Genomic DNA, 26,734 nt, shown 5'->3' with positions numbered 1-26,734 from the left:
ACAGTAGATGTCTCTTTTTCCGAAAACCTTTTCGGTAATACACAAGTATGACTATAACACATAACCCGATTATACCATCAGTCTCTTTCCTGTAACTCCTTTTCATAAGATTTTTTAGCCATAATGATGAACGTTTTACTCCCTCCAAGCATTGTAACTTTCGATGTCAACATACCAAAAAGGCAACCCGTCAGCCGAGTCACCTTCTCTGTTCTGTCCTTTAGTAAGCTACTTCTTCTCTATACACTCCTGCACCAACAATACTTAACCTCTATCCCTTGTAAAAAGGGTTCCACCCTATGCCTTTGCCCGATGGCATCGCGCCAGGCACCCCCTCCGCTTCAAGCAGCGGACGGACAACTAACTTCACGGGCCACTCCTTGCTCTCGAATATCGCATGAGCAAGCGCGGCCCGGTCGGATTCGGGAAGCTGCACATGTTGCAGCGCTTCCTTCCAAGCCTGCTCCGTGATCTCCCATAACTTCGTTTCCGGGATGTGATACACCTCGCTAAGTGCCTCCATGATCGCAGCCAGATTCACCTGCGTCCCCAAAGACTGCACATAAAAGATCAGCTTCTGGATCGTCTCGTTATACAGGCTGTTCGAGTAGCCAGGTCGAATATGGTAGGCAGGGTCTGCAATGCCATGTTTGTCCAGATAAGGCTGATGCAAACGCACCGAATCATGATCGCGGAACAAGAGACCTTTTACCTCATTATCCCGTAACACCAGACAGCAGTTCTGACCATGAATCTCAGGTACAACACCCACCTTGAACAGGCGCATCACGATATCATAAAACGTTGTAACTATGCTGGTATAAAAGTAGAGGACATCCGTGCTACTCAGGTTATCCCCCAGAATCTCCGTTAATAGATGATGCCCTTCCAGATTCACACCCAGTGTGGCCATTGGGATTACTTTGTAAGCATCACCCAACAACTCAGTGGGATACACACGAATCTGTGCAGCCAGATGGCGGGGATGATCATCGAACAGTCCCATGGATTCTGGCATAAAGCCCCACCAGTTCTGCTCTTCACACATATACACCTTGTCCTTCAACGTCTCGTCACAAGCAACGGCCTGTCGTAGCATCCGTTCACCAGCAAGACCATTCAGAAGCTTGACCACCGGAAGATAGCGAGCAGCCCCCAGAGACAGGACGCTAACCGGTAGCTTGAGCATTAAGGTGGATTCAGTTGATGGAGCCATCGAGCGTAGAGAGGATGTTGCCTGTACGTCGCCCACTTCTACGTCCAATACGACAATGCTGCCTTCTTCGATCTCTCCCGTGAAGCGAGGCAGAATCACATGCTGCAATTGCCATGGATGAACAGGCATCGGCAGATATTCGTACAACGTAATCCCTTTTCGAGCAAACTCGGCTTCCATCACTCCGCGCTGAACATCATCTAACACATCCAAAATGGACAATCCCTCTCCACACCCTTGCTGCACGGCATCCAGCCGTATAGCCACCCAGCGCAGCGAAATCGCCTTCCCGAATTCTGCTGCATACCGTGTTACATCTTCTGCGCTGAATCCCACCTTGGCTTTGGACGATGGGTGAAATGGACGATCCCGCAATGCAGCAACCCGCTCACCTTTGATAAACCATTCATAAGCAGACGCCGGGACGTTGGCCGACAGATACTGGACTTGTTCCCAGCCCAGAGCATACTGCTCCACAGCAATGTCCAGACTAACCAGGAATTCCGCCACCCCAGGCTGCGCATAGGCCTTATCCGACAAAGCCCTCTGTAACACCGCACGTCCAACTTCTGCCGGAGTATCAAGGAGAACCCAGCTTCCATCAGTTTTCTCCTCGTAGATCGGTGAACCCTGAACCCACTGAGTCCCCTGTCTTACTCCTGTTTCAACCAGACAGAGTATACCTTGAGTGTGCAATCTATAGCGAGAAGCTACATTCTGATTATGCTCTTCGCTGTCATATCCCTTGTACAATCGACGGAACGGTGCAGGTGCTTCGGCAAAATCAATGAATGGGTGATCCTCCAGTGGGAATAATTGCTCCGACAAAAATGAATTCATCAGATCCGCCATAATCCGGCGTTCAGCGGCTTGCAGACTGGAACGTTTCATCAGTGTTGACATGATTATTGTCCTCCGTTAGATAATGGAATGCCGGGTGCGGATGCCCCAGAAAATCATGATGCGAGATGGTCCAGCAATAAGCCCCAGACTTTTCAAACAAAACAATATCTCCTACCCGTAGCAGCGCTACCTCCGCATCGGAATGCATGCGATCCTTGGGTGTGCATAGCTCACCTACGATATGGACTCGACGACCTCTTACCTCTGGACGGACAAACGAGTGTTTCCAACGGTCCGTCGCCATAATCTGGAACGGGTGGTTATGCCCCCATGAAGCAGGCAGACGATTGTGGTGCGTACCTCCCCTTAACACGGCAAAATACTGATCATGAGAGGTTTTGATGTCCGTAACCTCTGCAGCGTAATACCCGTGGTCTGCCACCAGTAGTCGACCCGATTCAAAATACAGCTGACCTCCGTGTGAAATAAGGCGCTGTCTGGCTTCACTTTGCTCCAGCAGGGAAGTGAACAATGGCCAGTCGAATCCGGGGCTGCCGTCGTAAGTCACGCCGAACCCGCCTCCTGCATTCACCACTTCCACAGGAAGATCATACTGCTGCTGCCACTGCTCCACCTTTTGCAAATACAGCTCGATCATCTCGGCGTGCAGCCTTGCATCCATATTGTTGGACAAGGAGTGAAAATGGAACCCGCTTAACCGAACCACACCCGCGCCTTCCACACGAATGAGCTCAATGGCTTCTTCCACCGCCTCTTCATCGATTCCAAATGGACTAGGCCCACCGCCCATGACAATCTTCGTCCGGGGTAACGTACTGCTTCGCAGATTGATTCGGAGCAGAATGCGAACCTCCTGCGCTTGACCCTGTTGTTGTTTGTGTTTCGGCTCATGTTCTTGATTCAGGCCTTGCATCAGTTCCTCGCCGTATGCTTGCGTATATCTCTGCTCCGGGTACTGCTCCCATTCTTGCTTCTGCCTGCTCTCCTGCTCCTGCTCCATCGCCCTCTCTTTCGCAATCGCAATGATGCGCCGAAGTTCCAACAGACTCTCCACATGGATGTAGCTCACGCCCTGCTCGATCGCCAGCCTCAGTTCGCTCTCCTTTTTACCCGGACCTCCAAACAGAATTGGAACCTCGAGACTTACCGCTCTAACCTTCAGCAGCTCTCCAATTGAAGCCACTTCAAAACCCTTCACCAATGGAAGCAATGCCTCAATGATTCGCGGATCAGGATTCGCCTTGATGGCGTAGAACAATTCTGTGTTTCCAGGCATGCTGTCCAACATCTGACGTATCTGTTCCTGAATGCCAGCCAGATCGTATACATACGCACATACCGGTTCTTCCATCCCTCGTTGCAGTTCATCTATTGCATGCCATACACCAGGTTTCATATCTGCCCACCCGCATTCCTGTAGTCATTCCGTTTTTGGGCATACGCCCGAAACGCCGTATTCCGATCATCACCAAGCACGTATATATGTACTCCCCGCTCAGTCCAGAGCGACATATCCTCCACACCTCTGGTGACCGTTGCATAAGGTACTTCGCACTGCCGAGCGGTAGTATGCAATTCATCCAGTGCACGTCTCACATCCGGGTGCTCTGTCTGCCATGGCACACCGAGGGATTGCGACAGATCCGCTGCCCCTTCCAATACAAAACTCACCTGAGGGTGAGACAGAATCTGTGTACTTTGCCGCACGCCCTCCACACTTTCGATCATGGGTACAACCATCACTTGTTCGTTCGCTTCCTCAATGTATCCAGTGAGCGGATATTTCCCAAACACACCGGGACGACCGCTATTCAAGCTCCGCATACCAACCGGATGATAGTAGGCGTAACGAACCGCTTCCTCCACCTGCTCCAGTTGCTCGACATGCGGAATGACGATGCCTTGTGCGCCACAGTCCAGCACTTTAAGAATCTCCGCTCGCTCCACCTTCGAGATACGTACCAACGGGGTTAGGCCGACCAGTTCCGCCGCCCTGATCAACTCTTCCACCGATTCCATCGATGTTGCGGCATGTTCCAAATCAATAATGACAAAATCATATTCCGCATGTCCGATCATCTCGATGATAACCGGGTGAGGAATCGATACAAAAAGGCCATAAACCGGCTGTTTACGTGCAATTTTTTCCTTCAGCGTGTTAATTCTCATTTGGCGATTCCTTTTAATTCGGGTGTTCCCTGTGATTCAAGTGCATCCCTTGATATCTTGAGCGGATTGCTCGCCTTGCGGAAATATAACTCTCCATCCCCATACAGACGGCGCTTGGTCATCTCTTCGATCAGTGCATCTTCGGCAAAAAGGTCAAATGCAGCGAATCGATCCGTGTACTCCGGGTGCTCTCGCTGATAATCCACAATTACACCTGCGCACAGCTGCCAGAGCGCTTCCTCCGACAGACCAAACTTCTCCAAAGCCAGCGCAATATCTGTCATACAGATAAAAAAGAATGCGTCATACGTATAGTCACGAACTTCCGACACATCTCCCGCATAGATGAAGGAATACCGATTGAACTTGCGATGGGTTTCAGGCTCGGGGTTCAGCTTCGGTGCCCGTTCCGGATACATCAGTTGATCCGGTACGTAGCGGACACCATCATGCAGATCCTTGATAATGATTCGTTTGGGCAGATCATCTTCCAGTACCAAAATGATATTCTGGGCATGAGATTCCAGCGCAATCCCGTGTGCATAGAGCAGATGGATAATCGGCAATGTAACTGTGCGAACAAGGGCCTCACTCCACTTTTCCACACCATGTCGCTCTACAGCATCTTGGATAAATGGAACACCATCCGGCTGCACCAACATCAGCGCATTCAGCGGCCACGCCGTCTCACCTTGCTTCAGATGAACCGATACATTCTCTCGCCAGATGGCTCCGAGTGTACCGTAGGCCCGTCCATACTGCGTTGCAGGCAACTGCTCATAACGGAACGACAGTCCCATGATTTCTTTTAAAATGCCAAACTGCACCCGCTGCAACAGCTCATCTTCACGAACAAGTTCATCCAGCCAATCGCTGATCAGCGGTGCGTTCTGGGTCGTATGCTGTGCCAGAATACGTGTGCTCGACGTATTGGTGATGCTGAGGGCCAGTTTGATGTAAGGGGCTTCTGGATTCATCCGGTTCGAGAGTGAACGAATCGACTGCTGCGCGCGATAAGGCGAAGACGATGGGCCGAGGTACACGATGTCCCCATCCATCAGCTGACGGGCATATACCGACTCCAACTGATGCTCCCACTGCCATGGATGAACCGGAATGAATACATATCGATCACCCGACTTAGAACCTATTTTCCCATCAACCTTGCTGTCATTGCTACCAACGCTAGAGCCTATTAAGCTATCTTGAACAGCTGTTATTTCACCAACCTCGGCACTGCTCCCAAGCTGATCTACACTCGCCGCATATACGTTGACGTTCTCGCCCATGTCCGTTCGAACTTGTTGTTGCAGGATCTGTTGAAATCGCTGCATATCCTCTGCGGTCAGATGTTGCCCTACCAGTTCTTCAGAGCTATATCCTGCGGATACAGCGGTCTGAGCCAAATCTTTTTTCACAGCAACCCAGACTAATGAAACCTCCGAGTTAAATTCAGGGCCATAGGCCAGATTGTCTTTCAAAGAAAATCCCAACCTCGACTTATAACTCGGATGGTACAGATGACCGTCGGTCATGTGACTTTCAAGCGCATCATAATGCCGATCTTCATTCGGAATGTTCAAGAGCAATATAGCTTGGCACTGGCTGTCCTTTGCCATCGTTTCGAGTAGTTCCTGGATAAAAGCCGTCACATTTGCACCCTTCAACGCGTTCAGCACAATTTCCTCCAGAAACAGATCCAGATCGGTGCAGGGTACACCTTCCCTTTGAATCGAACCCTTCTTCACCTTCACCCGGCCAAATGAAAACTTCCGTTCGGCTTCACACGTGTACGCCACAGAATCGCCGGAAGATGTAAGTCCCTCGGTTCGCCATTCGCTCCCACTTACATGACTGTCCAGAATGCCTTCGAACCACATTGCCTCCAGTGTCTGCCGCATGATCCGTTCCTGTACACCCACGTATACTGCTTCTGTCCTGCCGCCTGCTTCAGCCCTGTATCCCACGACTCCCACGCACTTCACTCCCCATTCGTTTCATTACATTGCTCACCGGCACGTAGGCCGGGGTCTGGCTGATCCCCCTTAGACAACTCACCAAATTTTGTTTGGCCAGAAATGCATCCGTTGTCAGCAGATATTGCACATATGCATTGCCCGTTCGTTCCAGTTCCTCCACAAGGACCTCACGTACCTGTTTCCAGAAATGCTCCTCCGGGACGTTCACATCTCGCGCCATGGCATGAATCAGAGACCCCAGATGATTGACGATAAAATAGTACGATGTCCGCGCCCAAGCTTTCTCTCGCGAATAAAATAATAAATCGGACGTTGCACGATCCTGCTCACTTATAAGTTCCTCATCCACACTGACCCCTTCCAGATCGCGGACGATAAACTCAACAGGCAACCCATCCTTTAAGGTCACAAGGGTATTCTGCAAATGGGCTTCAAAATGAATGCCTTTCTCTCCCGCCGCCTGTACAATCGGTAGCAGAGAACATTTCAGATAACGTTCCAGCCAACGCTCGGCAATGTCACGTCCACCACCCAGCATCGTCATCAGTCTCGACCGCATCCCAGGAAGCGGCGCTTCAACCAGACTGGATAAGACATACGTATTCTCGACATCAAACTCAATGGGCCGATAAGCTATCGTAAACAGACTGGTTAACTCTTCATCTTCAAAAGCACAAGTCGCTACGCCTGTCTCATACGCAATATGTGTGTTCGGTTCAGCACCGAAGCAGTCATGCTGCCTGACGTACTTGGAGGCATCCAGTGTTCTGCGCATCTGCTCAGCACTGTTAGTGCGAATCATGTTGGTGATCTGCATGTTCAGTGACAGCTTGATATTGCAGTTCCATTCGGGAACATAAACTGTACGGACCGAAGAAGTTGGATAGACGATAGGCCCCGCACTACCGAGTAGAATTAATTTTTCATCTCGAAAATAGGACTGTACCCCGGACAATCGTGATATGTACGCGTATTGCCATGGATGGACAGGCAGCAGCCCATACATTTCACTCTTTTCTTTTAAAATAGGCTCCACATGGCTCCACAGTAAGTCTTGCAAATCCATTGCCGCCTCGTCATCGACCCATTCCTGCACGTAGACATCCTGCCTCACGGCGATATAACAGAGTTGAAATGATGTCCGTAACTCCGGACTGTACTTCTGCACATCCTGCTCGCTGAAGCCTTTGGAGTTCTTCGGAAACGGATGGAACGGATGACCATACAACAGTGACTGTTCCGATGTGCGATAATCGTGGATGTCGAGACCGGCTGCTTGTTCGATATACAACGTAAGGTTGCCCACACTGTTATCAACCTTTTGTGCAAAATCTCTGGCATACGCCAGCTCTACACGATTCATATTCTCACCCAATGGATGTACATTCTCCAGCTCAAGTGAACGCTTCATTTCCATCACACTTTTCATCATTCCATGTTGATCCGAACTCGCTCCCTGTTCCCCATTCCCGCTTAGCTCAGATGTGATCCAGCGAACCAGGTCGCGATAATGAACGGTTTCCCCGCCAGATTCCATGCTGAGGTATTCATGCTCCCCCATGGCAGAGTAATAAGACAAGCGTCCTGTCACCTTCACCCTACTAGCTTGAAAAGTAACAGTGTACGACAGCGTGTTCGGATTGATCCGAATATCGCTTTCCTTCTCTAGCGCAAGCTCACGGATGTAACAGTTCAACAGCAGTTTGCACGAATGTTCATGGGCCTGCTGCTCAGCCTCAGACCGGAGCTTGTTTTCCATCTCGAACAATGATGCCAACCTTCTTTCGGGTTATAAGTAAGACCAGGGGAAGTGTAAGCAGTATGGCGCAGCCAAGTCCGATACAGATCTCTTTGAGTGCTCCCCATTTTGCCATCTCCATGGACGTTCCTGCCCCGGCAAGCCATTGCCAACGCATATCGTAATACAGGGTCAAGCCCATCACCGCAAACGAAGAAGCCAGACGCTCAATCGTGGTTGATAACACCGACCCTTCGTGCATGTCTTCGTCTGCTAATGCTTGCAGACCAATCGCAGAGATGCTCATACCTGACAGGCCAACGCCAATTCCCCGGCATGCCATGAGCATCCCTATGATCCAGATCGATGCTCCCAGGGGCAGAACCGCAAACGACAAGATCGATATCGACACCAGCAACGTCCCCCATGCGATAAAATGTATGGACCGACCGCGATCCAGCAAGCTGCCGCCAATCCACATGAACAGACTTGTACAGATCGATAAGGGAATGAACAGTGCACCGGACAGGGCCGGTGACAGGTGGAAGACGTCCTGGAACAATAGTGGCAATGTAAAGATCACGCCAAACATGACACAATCCTGAATGGTCGAGATCAGCACGGTCAGCGGAAAGACGGCATTACGCCGCAGCAACTGGTACCGGATCAGCGGTTCCTTGCGACCGTTCTCTGTCTGGACAAAACGAATGAGCAGCACCACACCGAGCGCAATCAGCATCCAAGGTACCCATACTGCCACGACAGGACTTGCGTACAACTGTACCCCCAGACTAAGGGCACCTACCGCGCAGATGAGCAGCATGACACTGGTTGGATGCCATTTTTTCCTGCGGGCAGGGATATAGGTCTGAATGACTCGACCGCAGCCAATCAACGAGAATATAGCCAGTGGCACATTGAGCCAGAACAGCATTTCAAGCCGTCCATACTGAATGATGAATCCACCCAGCGTAGGCCCGGCAGCCGGAGCCAACATAAGCAGCAAGCCCCACGCTCCGGTAATTCGCCCTCGTACCTCCGGTCCGTATACATCAAACAGCAACACAAGTGATAACGGAATCATCAGCCCCGCGGCAACGCCATGCATGAAACGAACCAGCAACAGTACCTCAATAGAGTGATAAAACAACGCACCTGCTACCGAGAACAGTCCATAGATACTGATCCCCAACATATACGTCTGCTTACGCCCCAGTCGGTCCACAATCAGGGAAGCCAGCGGCATCGTTAACGTCATAGCCAGCATGTACAGCGCGATAATCCACCCGCCTGCTGTCGTAGAGATCTGATAGTATTGCACAAAATAAGGCAGCAGCAGGTTAAATGCACTGTTGGTCAGCACCAGCGAAAAAGCACCGATCAGAATCGCGAATAATACTGCATGCCTCTTCATCAGAGAAAGCTTCAGCATGCGGCCGTTGCTAAGGCAATCGCTTCAGCTACCGATTTCTCAAAGATCGCAAGGATTGCACTCGTTTCTTGCTCCGTAATATTCAGCGGCGGCAGAAAACGAACAACAGCTGAATGACGCCCGCCCAGTTCCACAATTAATCCATTCTTGAAACATTCACGCTGAATAGACTCAGCCAGCGCACCATTAGGCAGATAATGTCCCAGACGATCCTTGCGTCCCATTGGATCAACCACCTCAACACCAATCATCAGTCCTCTGCCTCGCACGTCACCAATCTCTGCATACCGCTCTTTCATTGCATTCAGTTGATTCATGAACTGATCACTGCGCAGATGTACATTGTGTAAAACATCCTGTTCCCGAATATATCGAAGTGTAGCAAGTCCCGCAGCCATGGCCAACTGATTGCCACGGAACGTGCCTGTGTGTGCACCAGGCTGCCATTGGTCCAGCTCTTCTTTGTAGATGACAACAGACATCGGCAAACTTCCGCCAACTGCTTTGGAGCAGACAATTACATCGGGTATGATTCCGGCATGTTCAAATGAAAACATCCGGCCTGTCCGTCCAATGCCTGTCTGCACTTCGTCGATGATGAGCGGAATATTTCGCTCTGCTGTGATTCGACGCAGCTCCCTCAGCCATTCAATGTCTGCCGGAATCGCCCCGCCTTCACCCTGCACCGTCTCCACAATGACCCCACACGGTGCCGCAATACCGCTCTCGCAATCATCGAGCAGGTTCTCGATATACTGTGCGCTTAACCGGGCCGTCATGCCTTCACCAACACCAAATGGGCAACGGTATTCATAAGGAAACGGCAGGAAATGAACATCGGGCAGCAGGCTTTGCAGATGTTGTTTCTTGCTCAGGTTGCCACTCATCGACATTGTCGCTTGGGTCGAACCGTGATAACCTCCCTGAAAGGCAAGAATAGACTTGCCACCTGTTGCATGTTTGACCAGCTTAATGGCTGCTTCTACCGCATCCGCTCCGGTTGGACCACAGAACTGGATTTTGGCTTTGTCTCGCATCTCTGCCGGAAGAATGGAGAATAGTTCTTGCATATATGAAAGCTTCAGCGGTGTTGCCAGATCCAGTGTATGAAGTGGAATCTGCTGATCGAGAACATCGCGAATGGCGTTGACCACCGTGTCATGGTTATGCCCCAGCGCCAATGTTCCTGCCCCAGCCAGGCAGTCGTAGAATACGCGGCCTTCCGTATCGGTAATCTTCACCCCATGGGCCTTGTTAATGACAAGCGGGAAATGTCTCGGGTACGATCTTGCATTGGATTCCTTCTCATTTTGCATCTTCAGATATTCCGTCTGCACCTCTACTGACATAGCCCTCTAACGCTCCTTATAATCGATTCAGGCTGAACCTGCTGCCTGTGATTCTTGTTCTACATTTTGCATATGACCTGGTATTGGTTCAAAATCATGGTGAGGTCCGAATTAAATGATGGTATCCGTTATCCGTCATATATTGTCATCTATACGTTGTTATAGGCTATATTTATTTATATTCAGGTTGCTCCTGACACAGGTATTCCAGGTATAACCGAACCACATCACGAGTTGTTCCACCATGGGGAAAGACGTGGTGTGTCAGATCTGGCAAGGCGTTCACTTCCAGGATGCCTCCCAGATCTCTGGAGATCGGGGTGCGGATATCACGACAACGAACATCGACTCCTGCTACATCGATCTGAAGAGTCTTTGCCGCCTGAATAATCATCCGGGCATTTTCGGGATGAATGATTTCGGTACAATCCTTGTAGAATTCACTGATTTTTCCGGCGGCAGAATTGCGGAGATTGTATAACTCGATTTCTTTTCCCGCGGCAGGAACTTCATCCAGTGTTGTCCCTTGTGCATGTAATACCTCCAGCAGTCGTTCCGTTTCTGCATTAACCTCGGGAAACGCTTCATACTCGCCAATGGGTGTCATCTCGATTCGTTCCTGATTCAACTGCTCAATTAACGCCCGAACGGTTGAAGTTCCGTCTCCCTCAACATAGACAGGCCGATACTGGTTCACAGCCGCCACTTCACCGTTAATGATCAGCACTCTGTAATCGATCCCGGTCACATATTGCTGCAACATAATGCTGCTGCCGTGGACACTCGCAAGATGAATGGCTGTCTCCAGTTCTTCTTCAGTACGCACATCCAGCGTCACGCCCATGCTGCTGCTCGCATCCAGCGGTTTCACTACAATAGAGCCGTATCTATTCAGAAAAGCTACTGCTTCACTTCCCATCTCCGGGATCACGATAAATGATGGTACAGGCATGCCCTGTTCATGCAACAACATATTACATGCCTGCTTGTTCTTCGCGAGCAGTCCAGCGATTAACGGCAGACGATGAGATCTGGTTTTGTTAATGATGATCTCTTGGTCCCCTACAGACAGCTTCAGGAAATCTTCGCATCCCTCAAGAAGTGGCTCACAGGTGATGCCCATTTCTCTCGCTTTGCTTATAATGAGTCGGTTTTGCAGATTATGAATCCCTTTCGGAAACACTGAAAATCCTCCTCGATCGAATGAAGGTACTCGCTCCTATATAAGTTGAATACTGTTTTTACACGAAATCACTGCGCGGTCAGAACCATCTTCCGATCGCTGTTATCCCCAGATTTTTTTGAATCCCTTTACAAAGGGGAAATCCGGTGATAAAGGCGAAGCTTATGCTTACGAAGCAGCTTTCTTGCAGAAAGCTTGTAGCTCCGCTTCTTCAGATCTGTTCTACCCCCTCCGTTAACGTGTGAAATTTGAATTCAACTTATATTGCTCATACCTTCATCAATTTTTATTGTAATTCAATATTGATAATGATTATCAATATCATATAAAATCTATTTTATGGCAATTCGAGTTATATTGTCAATAATAAACTTTTAAGGAAAAATAAGATTTAATTCAGTGTAGGTTTGAGTCTATGCAGGTATGCTTTTATCGAATAATAGGCACAACAAACCGGGCAAGCCTGGGACATGGTTTTACCAACGGCTTGCCTAATTTGTCATCTGCATGATCATACAATGGAGTTGATGTGGAGTTTTGAATAACTATTAAACGAATCAAAAACGGACTTTTTGATCCTCAAGCCAGTTGTGTATAACGCTGTTCTCCATTCAGCTTCCTTCCCCGTCCATGTGGGATACAGGTTGGTGTGCCAAACAGTGGATCAACCACAATCTCACACTCCATCTGGAAGACTTTACGGACCAACTCCTGTGTAACAATATCTTCCGGTTTACCTTCTGCGTAGATCGACTTGTTGTGAACAGCCACAATGTGATGCGCATACCGACATGCCAGATTCAGATCATGAAGTACCATAACAATCGTGCGTCCTTCCCGTTCGTTCAACTCAAACAACAGATCGAGGATATCAATCTGATGTGTCATATCCAGATAGGTTGTAGGTTCATCCAATAGCAGCGTTTCGGTACCCTGCGCAAGTGTCATCGCAATCCAGGCACGCTGACGCTGTCCACCGGACAATGCATCCACAGGTCGATCCGCGAGTTCTGTCAGATGTGTGGATTCCAGTGCCAGCTTGACCATACGCTCATCCTCACGAGACCATTGCTTCAGCCATGTTTGATGTGGATAACGTCCTTGCTTAACCAGTTGTTTCACCGTCAAGCCTTCCGGAGCGGTCGGGCCCTGTGGCAGGATGGACATGCGTCTTGAAATTTCCTTGGTTGGCAGCTTTGCAATCTCTTCGCCATCCAGAAGCACCGAACCGGAGCTGGATTTCAGCAACCGGGCCATCGTACGCAGCAGCGTAGATTTACCACAGCCGTTGCTGCCAATCAGGACGGTAATCTGTCCCTTGGGAATGGTCAGGTTCAAATTTTCAATAATGGGATCTGCTCCATAGGAGATCGTAAGCTCCTTGGCTTCCAGAATACTCACAGCTCTCTCCTCCTCAAAACTGATTTCTATTCTTGAACAATAGATACAGGAAAAACGGTGCGCCTACGCCTGCGGTGAATACCCCTGCGGGAACATCCAGCGGTAGAAAGGCAGTTCGGGCAATCAGATCTGCCGCAAATACAAGCAGAGCACCAACCAGTCCAGACACAATCAGCATACTGCCAAACATCCGTCCAACCAGCTTTCGGGCAATATGTGGAGCGATCAGGCCTACAAAACCAATGGTTCCGGCAACCGCAACGGCGATTCCCGCCAGCAGTACACTGCATAACAACAACGCTGAACGATGTCGCTGTACAGTTACACCCAGCCCTGTGGCCAGATCATCCCCGAACTCCTGTGCATTCAGGCTACGGGCGAACCAGATCGCCAGCGGTATAACAATTACGATAACTGGCAAAATCGTTTGGACATCGGTCCACGATGCTCCGTATATACTTCCTGTCAGCCAGATATAGGCTTGACCTGCCGTGTAGAACGGACTCAGGATCAGCATAAAGGTCGTTCCAGCTCCGGTAATGGCTGACACTCCAATCCCGATCAGCACCAGACGGATCGGACTGACTCCCTTTTTCCAGGCAAGCACGTAGATTATCAACGCCGTCAAAAGCGCACCGACAATGGCGAACAGTGGTAACAACTTGATGCTCACCGCTCCGCCCAGCAATGTAACAAAACCTACAGCTGCAACGGCCGCGCCGCCGGTGATGCCGATGACATCCGGTGAGGCCAGCGGATTACGGATAATGCCTTGCAGAAGTGCGCCTGACATACCGAGGGCTGCTCCTACGAGCAGAGATAATAACACCCGTGGCAGTCTTAAGGTCAGCACGACGAAGTCATGCTCTCCTGCATTCAGACCAAATATCGTTCTGAGCACATCCAGCGGAGAAATAAAGTCACTGCCTACACTGGTACCGACCACTCCTGCCATCAGGAACAAGAGGATACATATACCGATGACAAGTAATGATTTGCGTTCCATTTGCACTGAGACAGTGTCTTTTTTGTTGCGAAAAGTCAACACCTTCCTCATATCTTCGTCACCCCCTTGCGGGCAATATACACGAAGAAGGGTCCGCCAATCAGTGCAGTCATGACACCGAGTGGAACTTCCTGCGGCATGATCACCAACCTTGCCACCACATCCGCGGACAGCAGCAGAATCGCTCCCCCTACAATAGAGTAAGGAACGAGCCAGCGGTAATCATTTCCCACCAGTGCACGCATGATATGCGGGACAACCAGTCCGACAAGACCGATCGAACCGGCTACGGCAACCGAACCACCCGCCAGCAATACCGTAACAATTCCCATGAGCACCTTAACTAGAAGTACATTCTGTCCCATGCCTTTGGCGATATCGTCACCCGTCAACAGCAGATTGATGGCTCTGCCCATGAACAAAGAGACAATAGCTGCGGCTGTCATGTACGGCAGAACAGGATATAACATATCCAATGTCCGACCACTTACTGAACCGGCAAGCCAGAACAGTACATCCTGCAATCCGGTTCCATCCAGCACCAGAATGGCCTGTGTGAACGAGGCAAATAACGCGGAGATTGCCGTCCCCGCCAGTACAATCTTGATCGGTGTCAGGCCATCACGACCGAGGGAACCTAGCCCATATACAATTGCCGCGGCTACAGCAGCCCCTGCAAAACCAAACCACATCATGGTGGTGAGCGAAGATACGGACAATACAACAATGGCAATAACAATAAAAAAGATCGCACCAGAATTAATTCCGAACACACTCGGTGATGCCAGCGGGTTACGTGTCAATGCCTGCATCAGCCCACCCGCCACGGCCAAACTTGCTCCTACAACAGCAGCAATAACTGTACGTGGCAACCGTTCCGTCAGCAGAACCACATGTTCCACAGAACTCTCGTCATAGAATTGCAGTGCTTCCCATGCCATCTGAAACGTGATATGCGTACGTCCCAGAATCATACTGGCTAGGCAAGCAAGTAGAAGTAATATGAATAAACCAACCAGTCCATAGATCTTGGCGCTTGCCTTTGTAAAAAGGGGAAACATACTCTCACTCTTTCATCTGTAAAATGATAAAAGACCTGCCAGCCCATACACTTCGTTAACGAATGTTCTGGTGCATGGCAGGTCCTGCTCCTGTTAGTTAGTTCAGGTTGAACTGCTTATATAGATCGTCCAGCATCATGTTGGCCGATGTGTATCCACCTGCCATGTTCCAGGCCACTTCATCGACCTGAACCAGTTGGTTGTTCTTGACTGCATCAAGGTTTTTCCACAGTGGACTGCTGGTCCAATCATCATAATTTTTCTGAATGGCATCTGTTTCTGTGCCTGAATTGAAGTTGAAGATCATGTCTGCATTCATATCTGGAATGTTTTCTTTGGAAGTCAATTCAACTCCCCATGTGTCTGCGTCATGTCCGGCAGGTCTGGTGAACCCAAGTTCATTCAGAATCTTACCTGCATATCCCATGTAGAAAATACGAACTTGATCAGCTCTAAAGTTCGTGATGGTTGCTTCAATTGGCAGACGATCCCCCATTTTCTCTTTAAAATCAGCTACACGGCCATCCCAATCAGACAACAATTTATCCGATTGCTCAACCCTATTCATCGCTTCCCCAACAGTTTTCACCGTTTCTTTCCAGTCAAAAAGCGTCTCCGTCACTACCGTTGGTGCGATCTGCGACAGTTGCTCATAGATCTCTTCATGTCTGATCTTCGTAGCAATAATCAAGTCGGGTTTCAACTTGTTGATCTCTTCCAGATTGGGTTGCGATTCCTGTCCTACTTGTGGAACTCCGTCCAGATCTGCTCTCAGATATTCATAGACTGGCTGCTGAACCCAGGATTCCACCACGCCTGTCGGTTTCACGCCAAGTGCAACAACGACATCATTCGCACCCTGGAACAGTGTCACGATCTTTTGCGGGGTTCCCTTGATAGTGGTTTCGCCCATGGCATGTTTGATCACTCGGGTCTGATCTTCAGTCGCACTGGCAGTTGTATCACTTTCATTATTGCTCTCATTGCTGCTTGCAGCTTGGCTGGACGTATTCGTTGTCTCGGCACTTCCACCCGAAGCACAACCAGCAAGTAATGAAATCATCAGAATAAGTGCTGCATAAATGTATAGCTTTTTCTTTACTTTATACATGAAATCCGTCTCCCCTTTTTTATCTAATTGATATTGAATCTCATTATCAATTGTATTGTAATGGAGATGAAATCATTATACAAGCATTTTATTTGGAAAAACTTCTCACTTCCTGTCGAACTCTGTAACTTCATAAAACAACATTAAATAAAGATAAATTAACTAAACCAATACAATATATATCGATACAATACGCCTCCACACAAACCATATATGTAATTTTTTTCTTACCTACGAAATATACAAATCTCTCTTTTTACTTTTAGTTTCATCTAATACATGTCCTTTTTGCTAGTGACTCATTATTCATTCATATGCGTTTGACTGATGAATTTACTGTAAAACAATTCCTGTAATTTCTTGTTGTACTATGTTAGATTATCCATTGGAATAAAATCACATCTATAGATAGGGGATATTAACACGTGAAGAAATCATGGGTACTATCAATCATTATGAGTTTTGTCTTGCTCGGCGGGGTGTTCGCACCTGTAGGGTCCTATGCCGCTGCTGCGGATGACTCAACCACTACATATTCGGAAGACGAATACTATGAAGAAATTGACACGTCAGAACAAGAACCGATCCCTACAGTCGAAGAAGAAGATTTCCTGGGCTACCTTGATCAGTTGGATATGGCATCGGTATATGAGGAGAGAGCCTTCAATGCTTTGGGAGGTGGATTTTACATCACATCATCCAATCGCAAGTCCGTTTTCCTGAAACTGACCAATACAGCGATTCCTAACTACACCAAATATGTATCCAAGCTGAAGATGATCAAACCGCAAAATGCGGAATTGCAAAAAATCCATGCCAACTTGATCAAAGGTAGCTATACACAGCTGGAAGGATTCCAACTCGCTAAAAAATCTGTCTCCAAAACAACGGTAAACAGCGCTGTCCTGAAACAAGCCAATGCCAAAATTGCTACCGGCAAGAAAAATATCGAGAAATTTCACAAAGAATTCTCTGCATACGCCAATAAACTTGGATTTGATTTATAAAAAACAGTAATTGCAGATATGCGTCCTACATTTCGAATAAAACAATTTGAAATTTAAGGAAAAAAAGTGTTTTCTTTTGCTGCGTTAGTTCGTATAATAGCACTATAATCAAAAGGCTATGCTGCCGAAAGGTACAACCTCGTGAACAATTGAGGTTGTGCCTTTTTTTGCGTTTAATGGCCACTTTTATCTGAATTTCATCATCTGACGAGGAGTGATTTACATGATTCTTGAAGCCGTTTACCATCGCCCCAAACTCAATTGGTCCTATGCGTATGACCGCTCGACCATGCACCTCCGACTTCGGTCCAAACGTGGGGACCTGGATGCGGTGATTGCGATTACGGGAGACAAATATGCCTGGGATCGGACGATCACACACATCCCTATGCAAATCTTTGCCCGGGATGAAATGTTCGATTATTGGGAAGCTGAGACTTCACCTCCCTATCGCCGATTACGGTATGGTTTCCAACTGATTCAAGGAGAGGAATCGGTCTGGATGACGGAGCGCGGATTCGAGCAGGCGCTGCCTGATCATCCACTCGAATTCTTTGATTTTCCATTTATGAATCCGGTCGACATTTTTGAACCGCCTGCCTGGGTTAAGGACGCTGTGTTTTATCAGATTTTCCCTGAACGTTATGCCAATGGCGATCCATCCCTCAGTCCCAAAAATGCTGAACCCTGGGGAGGAGAGCCTACACCAGTGAACTTCTTTGGCGGCGATCTCCAAGGTGTGCTGGATCATCTGGATCATATAAGTCAGCTTGGCATCAATGCCATTTACTTCTGTCCGCTGTTCGAAGCCACGACGAATCACAAATACAATACAGGCGATTACATGAAGGTTGATCCTCACTTTGGAACCAATGAACAGTTCAAGGCGTTCGTGGACGCCTGTCATCAGCGCGGCATACGCGTTGTTCTGGATGCGGTATTCAATCATTCCGGCAGAGAGTTCCCTCCTTTTGTCGATGTCATGAAGAATGGTCCCTCTTCCCCCTACGCAGATTGGTTCTATATCAAGGACTGGCCACCGCGTGTGGAGGATGGCATACCGACTTATGACACCTTTGCCTTTGAACCGCTCATGCCGAAACTGAACACGGAACACCCTGAAGTGAAGGCATACCTATTAGAGGTAGGACGTTTCTGGATTGAGGAGATGGACATTGACGGATGGAGGCTTGATGTAGCCAACGAGGTGGATCATCAGTTCTGGCGCGAATTCCGTCAGACGGTAAAAGCCATTAAACCTGACGCCTATCTGCTCGGTGAGATCTGGCATGATTCGCTCATGTGGCTTCAGGGAGACCAGTTCGATGCCGTGATGAATTATCCGTTTACCAACTCGGTATTGGACTATACGGTGCATGGCAAGCTCGATGGACTTGGATTCGCAAATGAGATCGGCAAACTGCTCGCAGCCTATTCACAACCTGTGACCGAAGCGGCCTTCAATCTGCTCGGAAGTCATGATACACCCAGACTGCTGACCTTGTGTGATGGAGACGAACGCAAGATGAAACTTGCCGTTACGTTGCTGCTTACGTATCCAGGTGTCCCATGTATCTATTATGGAGACGAAGTGGGACTTGATGGGGTATATGATCCGGGTTGCCGCAAGTGTATGGAGTGGGATGAGAGCAAGCAGAATCGCGAGCTTCTGGAATTCTTCACCCGTACGATTTCCCTTCGCAAACAGCACCCTGCCCTGCGCAGCACGGAACTGAAGATTGTATATGCAAAAGCCGGAGACCCTTGTCTTGCCATCGAACGATTGGATTCGCATACGGGAGAGCGCATGCTTCTTGTTCTTAATGCGGGTGATGAACCATGCACCCTTGAACTCCCCTTGGGAGATCGTAACATCTGGCGAAATCTGTTCACATCAAACACCGTGGAAGCTCGGCAAAACAAACTGACCCTCGATCTGGAAGCATACGGATTCTCCCTGATGCAACTTGAGGTTAAACAGCCAGCTGAGGCCTGAGATAAATACAGCTAACAAGGGAAAATAACTTCAAAGAGGCTGTCCTCCAGGTCATATTTACGACCAAGGACAGCCTCTTCTGTATCTTATACCTCATATCCTAACGAACCCAGCACACCTTATTCGCTTCATTATACCTGGGTTAAATGCCTAACGAATCAGAGAGACCTTATTTCGTCCAATAGGTCGATTTTCGAGACCAGAAGCCGTATTTTTGAAGCAATAACGTTACTGAGATTCGTTAGGTTTTACTTTTCTTGATTATCCCCTCAATACGATGTCTGAGGTTCGTTAGCGATACCGATTAAAGCAAGGTGAAACTCTTTGAGGCTGCGACCTATTTCCCAGCCGAGGCGAAGGGTGTCGAAGTCATTGGTTTTCGTATTTTCTTCATTCTTGAGCTTACAAGCGCTCCCTGTGTAATTACGATTTTCTGCGGAATCTTGTATGAAGGTAACTTGTCCCGACAATATTCCCAGATGGATCGCCGCAGATCGGTGAGAGTACACTCTGTAGCCAGCCGGATAGTCACCTTCACCCTCTGACCCGTGATACCACTCTGTTCTCCCGAAACTACGGCCGCTTCGATACATTCCATCTCTTCCAGAACACCCTCGACCTCGGCAGGATACACTTTCCGTCCCCCTACGTTAATGATCTCGGAACGACGTCCCAGAATACGAATGTAACCCTGCTCCAGCACAGCTTCATCGCCTGTTCGCAGCCACCCGTCCTCTGTAAAAGGTGAAGGTGCATTCAAATATCCAATCATCGCGGTTTCCGTGTGAATCTGCAATTCTCCTTCCACCACCCGATACTTGACCCCTTCGTCTTGAATGGAAAACAGCAACGAGCCTGGCTCTTTGGAGCGGGTTGGCAGAATGCCAAGTTCAGACATACCATAGGCTTGTATCGTCCTTAGTTGTGGAAATCTCCGGTTCCAGGCTGCCAGTACGGATTCGGGCATCACTTCCGATCCGTATGATACAACTTCGAGACTCGACAGATCATACCCCTCATCATTTCTGCCCAGCAGCAACAGATTCATGAATGTTGGAGAGACCGGAAGAGCCTGCACACGAAACGTCTCAATCGTTCGGCACACTTCTTCGGGAGATCGATCTGCAATGATACAGAGACAACCCCCACTGGACAGAGATTGCAGCATGGTATTCACACCGCCGATATGATCAAACATCATAAAAGGAATCGTTCGCAAAGGCCGAACCTGCCGCCGAAAACCATGTAACAGCCGATCTGCACGATGCACAGTCGCTTTACTCACTCCGGTTGATCCGGATGAAAAGAGTACAAGTCCGCCTACGCCTTCTTGTGCCAGCGAGGATAACAACACAGGAACCTCTCCAGATAATTCACACGTTTGCCGAATACACAACTTGCCTCCTTCAACGTCCAAACGCCACTTCACCTGTGCCAGCTGGATATATTCCTCTCGTTTGGCTTCAACCAGGTTCCGATCCATGGGGAGCACGATACACCCTTGTCCGAGCAAAGCAACCAATGCTGCCGCTGCATAGGGAGAATAATCTTCCTCCAGCGTTACAAGTTGCCCAGTCAGCTTTTCTGCTGTAATCCACTTACTCATGATGCCAACCTGTTCCAGCAGCCACCGATAGCTGTACTCCTGATCTTTCCAGATCAGCGCAGGTTGCTGTCCCTGTTCCGCGAATCGTTCAAGCAAGAATTGGTTCAACATCTTGCATCCCCCTTACCGGCAGGCGCCCATTGCTGTGCGAGATAATCAACAAGTGAACCCACGGTCTGATATGGGCTTTCCGGCATGGAAGCAGCAGCCATCTCCGCCAGTGCGGCTCCCATCCCCGTCCCCCATCGATCTTCGATTCCCTGCTCTACCACTGCAAGCAATGACACGAGTTCCAGCGAATCCAGTTGCCCACTTCGTCCGTACAGTGGAGCGTTACCACCCTCACCAAGTGGAATCGTTGTATTATGGTACGCGTTTAACTCCCGGCAACTATCCAATACGATACGGAGCAAATCCTCCCTGTGTTCTTGTCCAATCATCAACACGGCCTGACGTGGGAAGCAATCTGCCTGAGGTATGGACTGTCGAAGTGACTCATACCATTGCCATTCATCGGTGACCAACATTTTAATTACACTTGTTAGCTGTACTTTCCACTGCTCACGCTGCTTTATCCGACTGACCTGAAGCATATTATAGGCCTTCTCCCAACGTACAATGATCTCGCTGAATTCTCTCGCATATTGATCAAGTGGAGAACCTAGCCATAAGGCAGACTCCTGAAGAAGATCTCGAAGAAAATATCGACTCCATCGCATATCAAACAGCAGACCCGATATTAACATTTCATTGGCCAGATCCCCTTCATTCGCTCCATGCAATGCACCTAAGAGCCGCAGAGACACCGCATGTCCAAAATGATAATTGCGATCTCCTTGCGTAATCGTCCTGCCTGTCAGAAATTCCTCAATCTGCGTTGTTAACGCTTGGATCAACATGTCTCGGTAACCGTCAGAGTCCAGCTTCACAGTCGCCCGAATATCCATGGTGCCAAACGTTCGGAGTTCTTCTTTGCGCTTCGCCTGAGCAAGCTCGGGTATGCTTTGGTTTCCTTTCCAGAAATCATGAAAGGCCCTTTGAGTAACCTTTCCCTTATACTTGGAGGGCACGGGATCGTAGACGTGAACATGCTCATCTTCCAAACCATATACAGCAATCCAATGGTCTACCAGATGTAGTCGAGAGCCCTGCTTCACATGTTTGCGAATGTACTCGGGATTCTGATAATCCTCACAGTAAGGCAGGTGATAACTGGTTCCTGTAGCCAAAAAAAGCCCACCTTCGCCAATATGCTGCCGGATCTGCGTCTTGCCTTCCTCGAAGCTGTCCAGCTGTCGCTGACCATACATCTCCCAGATCGGCTCTGCATAATCCAGTTTGTGAAAATAAGGCTTCACCAGTCCGTTATCCCCGCACGAAGGAAGGCTGTACAACCGACTTGCCGCCAGCAGTGCAAGACTTGTGATGGATCCTTGTCGATGGAGCACTTCATGAATCAGAGGAAAATTGCAGGGATAATAATAGGGAATGTCCAGCACTGGAGCGAATGAAGGAATGATCATTTTGGGCCTCCTGTTCCCGTTTTGGCTGACGTACTGCCCCAGGATTGGATTAGGTAATGCACAGACATATCATCTGTCGCTCGAAATACCCGATTGGCAATAGGTTTGCCATCCACATCGGTCTCGAAACGACGGAAACCACGTGTAAACCGGAAGGAGAACCCACTATCACGCGGGACTCGGTAACTACCTTCATATCGGCCTTTACCAGAACGGACAAGCTTCATGCCCATCCCACCATATATCGTTTCCCCCGAGTCTTCGTCTGGAGCTACCTCTGCACGAATGCAGACTTCCACATGAGTGGACATTTCAGGAACGACAGTGTAGATGCGTGTAGCAGACAGTTCCCCCACAGTAAGCGTGATGGATGCACTTCCAATACCGACAGGAACCAACTTTCCACTCGCATGAACCTGAAGTATATTCGGGTCACTCGAAGTATAATTCCCATGCAGCAAACTCTGAACCAACCCACTCTCGTAGTGCATTTGTGCATTTATACACACAGTCATTCCACCCTGTAGTCCGATGACATCCCTTCCAAGCAGTTCGAGCGAGGAGGGCTTACCCACGTGGCCGAACATGTACAGTAACGGGAGGTGAATGCGCGCTCCCCAGTCACCTTCCTGATGACAGGCACCCGGCTGTTCCAGAAATGCCAATTCCTCATCCGATCCTACTCCGCGTTCAAGTAATTGATGAGCTACCCTTCTGACCTGAGAAGGCAGAAACAGACCTTCCGTATCTCCAATATCCATCCATATTCGAACGGCAGGTACCCCCTCTAGCAAGCGATACATGTCTTCTTCCAACAGCCCGCTCTCCGATGTTTCGTCCAGCTGCACATCCACATAGAATGGCGACATCATGATCAGTTTTCCGAAAACCTCCGGATTTCGCATCCCCATGTGCAATGTACAAAGCGCCGCGGCAGATGAACCTAACAGCCCGGTATTCGACTTATCCGGTAGCGTCCGATATCGATGATCAATGATCGGCTTGAGCTCATGAATGATGAAATGTTCATAGGCGATGCCTGAGCACCCCACACTCACGGCCTCTCTCTCAGGAGTAATGAAGTGGTAGAATTCGTTGTGCGTGACTGGACGGACATGCGTAATGCCGACAATAATCAGTGATTCAATCTGCCCGGAGGAAATAAGACCGTCTGCTGCCTGGTCGATATTCCATGTTTCATTGCCTGGCCCGGATGGACCAAAAGCCCGTTGCCCCGCATGAACGTACAAAACCGGATAATGCCGAGCTGTCTGCTCATGGTAACCGGGCGGGAGGTACACATAAATGTTGCGGATATTGTCCAGCCGCGATGCCTGAATGCCTTCCAAACATTCGATGACAGAATGGGTACTCAACGATCATCAACCGCCTCTCTTCTCCCAATTCGACTGCATAATACAAATAACCCCGCCTCAGAAGAGACGGGGTTGTCCTAGAACACACGTAAGTGTTCAGGGATACATAGCCCTTATATTGTGAATCTGCGAATAGTTTAAATCCCCGGACGTGCTTTTGTAAACATAAAAATAGAAAATAAATGCTCCCAAAAAAGTTATTGACATAAGATCCAATATTTCTTACGATAACGTTGTGATCATAACTCGAGGGCCATGCTTTTAAACCTGAGCGGTTTAGGACAACCCCGGTAACTCCCGAAGGAGATGCCGGGGTTGTTGGCGTGTCAAAAGGAGGGAAGTCTTCAATCCACTGCGTAACACTTCGCTGTATTGAAAGCGCTATTATTCAAGAGCCGGGTTGGTTGTTTATCTAAACTACTACATTCACGAGAAGGGTGGATTACTATGTTTCAAATGGCCAAACGTGTACTCCTCAGCACAACACTGACACTCAGTTTACTTGCAGGGGGCGCACTTCCCTATCTGCCTGCTTCAGCGATCTATGCCGATGCGGATACCGCGGTTACCAACAAGCAGAACTTTAGTACAGACGTCATCTATCAGATCTTTGCGGACCGCTTCCTGGACGGAAATCCTTCCAACAATCCTACCGGAGCTGCCTACGATGCCACTTGTAGTAACCTGAAGTTGTATTGCGGAGGCGACTGGCAGGGTTTGATCAACAAAATCAACGATAACTATTTTAGCGATCTGGGCGTTACGGCACTGTGGATCTCCCAACCGGTCGAAAATATCTTCGCTACCATCAACTACGGCGGCGTAATCAACACAGCGTATCATGGTTACTGGGCACGTGATTTCAAGAAGACCAATCCGTATTTCGGAACGATGGCTGATTTTCAAAATCTGATTACAACCGCTCATGCCAAAGGTATCAAGATCGTCATTGACTTTGCACCAAACCACACATCTCCTGCCATGGAGACCGATACCTCCTTTGCAGAGAATGGCAAGTTGTACGATAACGGTAATCTTGTTGGCGGATACACAAATGATACAAATGGATATTTCCATCACAACGGCGGCTCCGATTTTTCCTCCCTGGAGAATGGTATCTACAAAAACCTCTATGACCTCGCTGACCTGAATCACAATAACAGTACCATTGATCAATATTTCAAAGATGCAATCAAGCTATGGCTTGATATGGGCGTGGATGGTATTCGCGTTGATGCGGTGAAACATATGCCTCTCGGCTGGCAAAAGAGCTGGATGTCCTCCATCTATGCACATAAACCTGTATTCACTTTCGGTGAATGGTTCCTGGGATCTGCTGCATCTGATGCGGATAACACGGAATTTGCCAACGAATCCGGGATGAGCCTACTTGATTTCCGCTTTAACTCTGCCGTGCGTGACGTCTTCCGGGATAACACATCCAACATGTATGCTCTGGATTCGATGATTACTGGCACAGCCGCAGATTACAATCAGGTGAATGACCAAGTCACGTTCATCGACAACCATGATATGGATCGGTTCAAAACAAGTGCCGTCAACAACCGTCGTCTGGAACAAGCGCTGGCCTTCACCCTGACTTCACGCGGCGTACCTGCCATCTATTATGGTACCGAGCAGTATCTGACTGGTAACGGGGACCCTGATAATCGGGCCAAAATGCCTTCCTTCTCCAAAACAACCACTGCTTTCAACGTGATCAGCAAGCTGGCCCCTCTGCGCAAATCCAATCCAGCAATTGCCTATGGCTCCACTCAGCAACGCTGGATCAATAATGATGTGTACGTCTATGAACGCAAATTTGGCAAAAGTGTAGCTGTTGTTGCGGTGAACCGTAATCTTTCCACACCAGCAAGCATTGCGAATCTAAGCACTTCACTGCCAACAGGCAACTACACCGATGTACTGGGCGGTGCACTGAACGGTAATAACATCACTTCCACCAATGGCAACGTCTCTTCCTTCACATTGGCAGCCGGAGCAACCGCGGTCTGGCAGTATACAACGAGCGAAACAACACCAACCATCGGGCATGTGGGTCCGGTGATGGGCAAACCGGGTAATGTCGTTACCATTAGCGGACGTGGATTCGGCTCCACCAAAGGTACCGTATACTTCGGTACAACATCTGTTACCGGTGCTGCGATCACATCCTGGGAAGATACGCAGATCAAAGTAACGATCCCAGCGGTAGCCGCAGGCAATTATGCTGTGAAAGTAGCTGCGAACGGCGTTAACAGCAATGCGTATAACAACTTTACCATTCTTACGGGTGATCAGGTCACTGTACGATTTGTCATTAATAATGCGTCCACCACACTGGGTCAGAACATCTATCTGACAGGTAACGTGGCAGAACTGGGCAACTGGAGTACGGGCACAACAGCTATCGGCCCTGCTTTCAATCAGGTCATCCACGCCTACCCAACTTGGTACTATGATGTGAGCGTGCCAGCCGGGAAACAACTGGAGTTCAAATTCTTCAAGAAAAATGGAGCGACCATCACGTGGGAAGGTGGTTCCAACCACACGTTCACCACACCAACCAGCGGTACAGCGACTGTAAATGTAAACTGGCAATAAGATAATCCGTCTATAAGCTAACCCGGAGTTACGCTAACGAGCGTATGCTCCGGGTTTTGCTATTGGATTATGCTATATAAATTGAACAAATGACTCTACACTTGACCACTACA

At 48.9% G+C, this 26,734-nt stretch carries 18 protein-coding genes; 3 read left to right on the top strand and 15 right to left on the bottom strand.

Annotated features, from left to right (window positions below; all coding sequences use genetic code 11):
* Positions 1-271 precede the first annotated feature (271 nt).
* From EL84_RS11275 to EL84_RS11220, 12 genes are all read right to left on the bottom strand, one after another.
* Positions 272-2,119, bottom strand: coding sequence for an IucA/IucC family protein (locus EL84_RS11275; RefSeq protein WP_047841767.1), 1,848 nt, complete (start codon positions 2,117-2,119; stop codon positions 272-274).
* On the bottom strand, positions 2,079-3,476 hold the full coding sequence (locus EL84_RS11270; protein ID WP_047841766.1) for a type III PLP-dependent enzyme: 1,398 nt from the start codon (positions 3,474-3,476) through the stop codon (positions 2,079-2,081). Before EL84_RS11270 ends, EL84_RS11275 begins: the two co-directional genes overlap by 41 nt.
* Positions 3,473-4,249 (bottom strand): HpcH/HpaI aldolase family protein, encoded by a 777-nt coding sequence (locus tag EL84_RS11265; RefSeq protein WP_047841765.1) that lies wholly within the window; start codon positions 4,247-4,249, stop codon positions 3,473-3,475. The genes EL84_RS11270 and EL84_RS11265 overlap by 4 nt, the downstream gene beginning before the upstream one ends.
* Positions 4,246-6,225, bottom strand: a complete 1,980-nt coding sequence (locus tag EL84_RS11260) for an IucA/IucC family protein (protein WP_047841764.1) — start codon at positions 6,223-6,225, stop codon at positions 4,246-4,248. Before EL84_RS11260 ends, EL84_RS11265 begins: the two co-directional genes overlap by 4 nt.
* On the bottom strand, positions 6,200-7,987 hold the full coding sequence (locus EL84_RS11255) for an IucA/IucC family protein (RefSeq protein WP_235431608.1): 1,788 nt from the start codon (positions 7,985-7,987) through the stop codon (positions 6,200-6,202). The genes EL84_RS11260 and EL84_RS11255 overlap by 26 nt, the downstream gene beginning before the upstream one ends.
* Entirely contained in the window at positions 7,965-9,380 is a 1,416-nt protein-coding gene (locus EL84_RS11250) for an MFS transporter (protein ID WP_047841762.1), read from the bottom strand. Before EL84_RS11250 ends, EL84_RS11255 begins: the two co-directional genes overlap by 23 nt.
* Positions 9,381-9,391: 11 nt before the next feature.
* On the bottom strand, positions 9,392-10,747 hold the full coding sequence (locus EL84_RS11245; RefSeq protein ID WP_047841761.1) for a diaminobutyrate--2-oxoglutarate transaminase: 1,356 nt from the start codon (positions 10,745-10,747) through the stop codon (positions 9,392-9,394).
* Between the two features lie 172 nt (positions 10,748-10,919).
* Positions 10,920-11,930: a hypothetical protein gene (locus EL84_RS11240; RefSeq protein WP_036606210.1), complete on the bottom strand. Its 1,011-nt coding sequence runs from the start codon at positions 11,928-11,930 to the stop codon at positions 10,920-10,922.
* Positions 11,931-12,509: 579 nt separating this feature from the next.
* Positions 12,510-13,331, bottom strand: coding sequence for an ABC transporter ATP-binding protein (locus EL84_RS11235; protein ID WP_047841760.1), 822 nt, complete (start codon positions 13,329-13,331; stop codon positions 12,510-12,512).
* A 13-nt stretch (positions 13,332-13,344) separates the two neighbouring features.
* Positions 13,345-14,388: a FecCD family ABC transporter permease gene (locus EL84_RS11230; protein ID WP_047841759.1), complete on the bottom strand. Its 1,044-nt coding sequence runs from the start codon at positions 14,386-14,388 to the stop codon at positions 13,345-13,347.
* Positions 14,385-15,398 (bottom strand): FecCD family ABC transporter permease, encoded by a 1,014-nt coding sequence (locus tag EL84_RS11225; RefSeq protein ID WP_036606207.1) that lies wholly within the window; start codon positions 15,396-15,398, stop codon positions 14,385-14,387. Before EL84_RS11225 ends, EL84_RS11230 begins: the two co-directional genes overlap by 4 nt.
* A 97-nt stretch (positions 15,399-15,495) precedes the next feature.
* Positions 15,496-16,509 (bottom strand): ABC transporter substrate-binding protein, encoded by a 1,014-nt coding sequence (locus EL84_RS11220; protein WP_047841758.1) that lies wholly within the window; start codon positions 16,507-16,509, stop codon positions 15,496-15,498.
* Between the two features lie 425 nt (positions 16,510-16,934).
* Here EL84_RS11220 and EL84_RS11215 point away from each other — a divergent pair, with 425 nt between their 5' ends.
* Complete coding sequence (locus tag EL84_RS11215) at positions 16,935-17,516, top strand: hypothetical protein (protein ID WP_047841757.1); 582 nt, start codon at positions 16,935-16,937, stop codon at positions 17,514-17,516.
* A gap of 223 nt (positions 17,517-17,739) precedes the next feature.
* Complete coding sequence (locus EL84_RS11210; protein WP_047841756.1) at positions 17,740-19,512, top strand: alpha-glycosidase; 1,773 nt, start codon at positions 17,740-17,742, stop codon at positions 19,510-19,512.
* A gap of 337 nt (positions 19,513-19,849) precedes the next feature.
* On the opposite strand, the gene EL84_RS11205 is transcribed toward EL84_RS11210, so the two are convergent.
* The 3 genes from EL84_RS11205 to EL84_RS11195 are packed head-to-tail and all read right to left on the bottom strand — an operon-like array spanning position 19,850 to position 24,017.
* A complete protein-coding gene (locus EL84_RS11205) occupies positions 19,850-21,229 on the bottom strand; it encodes an ANL family adenylate-forming protein (RefSeq protein ID WP_047841755.1) in 1,380 nt (459 codons plus the stop codon).
* Positions 21,223-22,641 carry a hypothetical protein gene (locus tag EL84_RS11200; protein WP_047841754.1) on the bottom strand — a complete coding sequence of 473 codons (1,419 nt, stop codon included), beginning with the start codon at positions 22,639-22,641 and terminating at the stop codon, positions 21,223-21,225. The genes EL84_RS11205 and EL84_RS11200 overlap by 7 nt, the downstream gene beginning before the upstream one ends.
* Positions 22,638-24,017 carry an alpha/beta hydrolase-fold protein gene (locus EL84_RS11195; RefSeq protein WP_047841753.1) on the bottom strand — a complete coding sequence of 460 codons (1,380 nt, stop codon included), beginning with the start codon at positions 24,015-24,017 and terminating at the stop codon, positions 22,638-22,640. The genes EL84_RS11200 and EL84_RS11195 overlap by 4 nt, the downstream gene beginning before the upstream one ends.
* 447 nt (positions 24,018-24,464) lie before the next feature.
* Here EL84_RS11195 and EL84_RS11190 point away from each other — a divergent pair, with 447 nt between their 5' ends.
* On the top strand, positions 24,465-26,621 hold the full coding sequence (locus EL84_RS11190; protein WP_414855713.1) for an alpha-amylase family glycosyl hydrolase: 2,157 nt from the start codon (positions 24,465-24,467) through the stop codon (positions 26,619-26,621).
* Positions 26,622-26,734: the final 113 nt, after the last annotated feature.

The sequence above is a fragment of the Paenibacillus sp. VT-400 genome (assembly GCF_001029205.1).
Lineage (GTDB): Bacteria > Bacillota > Bacilli > Paenibacillales > Paenibacillaceae > Paenibacillus > Paenibacillus amylolyticus.
The sequence above is the reverse complement of the archived record's forward strand: the minus strand, read 5'-3'. Positions and strand labels throughout refer to the sequence as shown.